Raw genomic sequence first — 4,028 nt, 5'->3', positions numbered from 1 at the left:
CGGCGATCTCTATCATATCAAACCCAAATTTTGATTCCCTCCGCAGCGAACAATTATAGCTGCCGCAAACTGTATCAGGATATAAAACCCCAAAGAGAGTTGCCGCGCGGAGCGCGGCAACTCTCTTTGGGGTTTTGATTTTGTCCTAACAAAACTGGCGGCAGCTATAGTGTTGCGCGGCTGCGCCGCGCAACACTAATTAAGTAGCTTTAGCATTAATTTCATCCGTTTGATCAGATTGATGAGGACGGTAAGATGCTAAGCCATACATACCGCCAAGCAGAAACCATAACAACATACTCAGCCTTGGCTCGTAGAGCACTAAATCTAGCCAGCCTGATAGCAAAAAGAGAATGGCTCCTACTACCGCCACAAACATCATTCCTTCCGTATTTTTAGCGATCGCCGATTTCAATGATAACCAGATCGTCCAGCTAATAATACCGATAAAACCTAACAGGGCAGGAATACCCGAACCAACAGCGATCGCCAGAAATAAATTATGTTCGTGGGGCAATCCCCGCAAATCAAAATTCATTGCCTTAGCAACTAGGGGAAAGTTGCGCAATCCCCAGCCTTGGATGGGATGTTTCGCAATCAGCGCTCCCGCAAATTGCCAAGCATTAAGGCGATCGGCAGTGGATGCATAATCACCTAATTTGGGATCGATCGCGCTAGATAAGCGATTGACAAAGCCTTCGGGCAATAGCGCTCGTACAAATTCACCTCCTAACCCCAATTTCTGACCAAATATTCCCCAAGCAATGATGGAGAGAAAAATACCTAATCCTAAAACGAATTTCCATTGACGATAATAGAGGGCTAGGGCGATCATTCCTATTATTGCCAACCCCCATGCATTGCGGGAACCAGTCAAAATTAATACCGCAGTTCCCAAGGCAAGAGCGACTACGGCGATCGCTCTCTGGCTTTTGGTGATACTTTTCACTTGACCAAGCGCAAAATGAAAGGCGATCGGCAAAATCATTAATAGATAAGCGGCTGTTTCATTGAAATGTCCAAAAAAAGACTGGATGCGGCGATCGGCGCTAAACCCCATAGGTATCTTATAGCTATCAAAAATCACTTTCGGGAAGAACCAATCAGGGCGATCGAGAATTGCTTGCAAGATTCCAAAACCACTTACGAGCATAGAGCTAAATACCAATAACCAAAGAAAATGAGTAAATTGAGCGGGAGTGCGAATGATAAAGCTAGTAATTGCTGCCAATAGAAAATAGGGCAAAAAGTTGGCCAGTCCCCCTGCGGCAGTGGCGGGATTAAAGGCAATTACTGTCGTAAAAATCATCCATAGCGACAGCCAAAAATAAGCGCGATTGATGGGCGTGGCGATCGCATGCCAACCATGCCGAAATAGAACCAGCACAGCCAATAACACCATCGCAAAAGGCATGAAAACGTTACTAATCACCATAAAAATAGCAACACTTTGCAGCCAGTTCCACTCTAAGCTCAATTCATTATCTTTGGTCAGTTTCCAGAGCATCCCTTTACCTTTCTCGTTAATTAAGCTAAAGGTATGTGCTGCCCACTGTGTGGTCAGCACATACCTTAAAGCTTTTAAGTTTATAGCAATTACCCAAAATATGAGTGGCGGCGCAAAGCGCCGCCACTCATATTTGAATCTACACAAAAAAGGGAGTGCAAAGCACTCCCTTTTTTGTGTAGATTCAAATATCTATGGAAAATTAGTAATCGAAATCGCCGCCAGCACCCATAGCACCGCCGCCGCCAGCGCCCTTATCTTCAGGCTTGTCAACGACAATACATTCGGTGGTCAAAATCATACCAGCGATCGAAGCTGCATTTTGCAATGCCGAGCGAGTGACCTTAGCAGGATCGACAATACCAGCCGCAAACATATCTTCAAATTCTCCAGACATAGCATTAAAGCCAATATTGAAGTCTTTTTCACGAACGTTTTCAGCAATCACTGCACCATTAAAACCAGCATTTGCAGCAATCCGCTTTACGGGAGAAGACAAAGCTTTGGATACGATAATTGCGCCAGTAAGTTCTTCACCTGTAAGGTTAGCAGTTGCCCAAGTATGAAGTTCGGGAGCAAGGTGAACGTAGGTTGTACCACCGCCGGGAACGATACCTTCTTCAACTGCTGCTTTCGTTGCGTTAATTGCATCTTCTAGACGCAACTTACGATCCTTCATCTCGGTTTCAGTTGCTGCGCCAACCTTAATCACGGCTACGCCACCAGAGAGCTTAGCCAAACGTTCTTGGAGCTTCTCTTTATCGTAGGAAGATTCGGTTTCTTCGATTTGACGGCGAATTTGTTCGACGCGAGTCTTAACTGCGGCTTCGTTGCCATCAGCAACAATGGTGGTGCTGTCCTTGGTGATGATGATGCGACGTGCTTTACCGAGTTGATCGAGCTTCACCGCATCAAGGCGGAGTCCAGCATCTTCAGTGATGACTTGAGCGCCAGTGAGAATTGCCAAGTCTTCGAGCATCGCCTTACGACGATCGCCAAATCCAGGAGCCTTGATCGCAGCAACGTTAAGAACGCCACGGAGACGGTTCACTACGAGAGTTGCCAGAGCTTCTTTTTCGATATCTTCAGCGATGATAATCAAAGGACGACCAGCACGCGCAACTTGTTCGAGAACGGGAACGAGTTCTTGAACGAGGGCAATCTTCTTATCAGTGATTAAGAGCACTGGTTCTTCAAAGGAAGCTTCCATGCGCTCGGCATCGGTTACGAAGTAAGGAGAGATATAGCCCTTATCAAAGCGCATACCTTCGGTAACTTCTAACTCGGTAAACATGGATTTACCTTCTTCGAGGGAAATCACACCTTCTTTACCAACCTTGTCCATCGCTTGAGCGATCATCGAACCGACTTCTTCGTCGTTACCAGCAGAGATGGTTCCAACTTGAGCGATCGCCTTAGAATCTTCGATGGGCTTAGCATGGTCTTTGATCTTGCCCACTAAGAAAGCAGTTGCCTTATCGATACCGCGCTTAAGAGCGATCGAGTTAGCCCCAGCCGCTACGTTGCGGAGACCTTCTTTAACGATGGCATGAGCCAATACGGTTGCCGTGGTGGTTCCGTCACCAGCAGCGTCATTGGTTTTAGAAGCAGCTTGACGAATCAAAGCTACGCCCGTATTTTCAACGTTATCTTCTAGTTCGATTTCCTTAGCAATGGTTACACCATCGTTAACGATTTGAGGAGAACCAAATTTCTTCTCCAGAACTACGTTACGACCCTTTGGTCCTAGGGTTACGGCTACCGCTTCAGCCAAGATGTCCATACCGCGTTCGAGGGCGCGACGTGCATCTTCGTTGTAAATGATTTTTTTAGACATAATTTTTTTGATTTGTTAATAGGAACGGGTTAGCAAAAAACTTGGTGATTGGTGATTGGTGATTGGTGATTGGGTTTCGATCTCAGTTACCGATTAGCCACTACCAATTACCAATTACCAGTGACTATGAAACGATCGCTAAAATATCTTTTTCTGCTAGCAGCACATATTCATCTGTGCCAAGTTTGATATCAGTACCAGCATATTTGGAGTAAAGAACTTTATCTCCAACTTTGACTTCTAGGGCTTGACGTTCGCCTTTATCATCGAGCTTTCCAGGTCCTACTGCGGCGATTTCACCGACTTGGGGCTTTTCCTTTGCGGTCTCAGGCAAGAAAATTCCACCTGCGGTTTTTTCTTCTTTAGCGCTTACTTTGATAAATACGCGATCGGCTAAAGGTTTTACTGTAGTTACGTTTAATGTCGTGGTTGCCATTGGTATTCACTCAGTTGACTAGCATTTTTTGGCTTTGTCTAGAGTGTTTTAGCACTCTAGGTGACTGAGTGCTAATTTAACCGAAATGGTTGCAATGGCTATAGTGTGGTTTACCGAACTGAAAGGCTCCGAACTGAAAGGCTAGCGCTGTTAACAATAAACATTTTTGCCAGAATCGGTGGCGCGGCGGAGCCGCGTCACCGATTCTGGTTTTATATTTTGTACTTCATTAAATCGCAAGTCCCTAA

At 45.6% G+C, this 4,028-nt stretch carries 3 protein-coding genes; all 3 read right to left on the bottom strand.

Annotated features, from left to right (window positions below):
• Nucleotides 1–199 precede the first annotated feature (199 nt).
• Nucleotides 200–1,567 carry an O-antigen ligase gene (locus AC805_RS12260; protein ID WP_055075707.1) on the bottom strand — a complete coding sequence of 456 codons (1,368 nt, stop codon included), beginning with the start codon at nt 1,565–1,567 and terminating at the stop codon, nt 200–202.
• Between the two features lie 142 nt (nt 1,568–1,709).
• The gene (gene groL, locus AC805_RS12255; protein WP_055075706.1) at nt 1,710–3,344 is read right to left on the bottom strand and encodes a chaperonin GroEL; all 1,635 of its coding nucleotides are present in this window, start codon (nt 3,342–3,344) and stop codon (nt 1,710–1,712) included.
• Nucleotides 3,345–3,468: 124 nt separating this feature from the next.
• Nucleotides 3,469–3,780, bottom strand: a complete 312-nt coding sequence (gene groES / locus AC805_RS12250; protein WP_009629538.1) for a co-chaperone GroES — start codon at nt 3,778–3,780, stop codon at nt 3,469–3,471.
• Nucleotides 3,781–4,028 lie beyond the last annotated feature (248 nt).

This window comes from Pseudanabaena sp. 'Roaring Creek' (assembly GCF_001402795.1).
Lineage (GTDB): Bacteria > Cyanobacteriota > Cyanobacteriia > Pseudanabaenales > Pseudanabaenaceae > Pseudanabaena.
Note: the sequence above shows the minus strand (reverse complement) of the source record. Positions and strands in the feature narration are given on the sequence as shown.

Coding starts and splice junctions, on each gene's coding strand:
- groL (WP_055075706.1), bottom strand. CDS start 3,344: ATGTCTAAAAAAATCATTTACAACGAAGATGCACGTCGCGCCCTCGAA.
- groES (WP_009629538.1), bottom strand. CDS start 3,780: ATGGCAACCACGACATTAAACGTAACTACAGTAAAACCTTTAGCCGAT.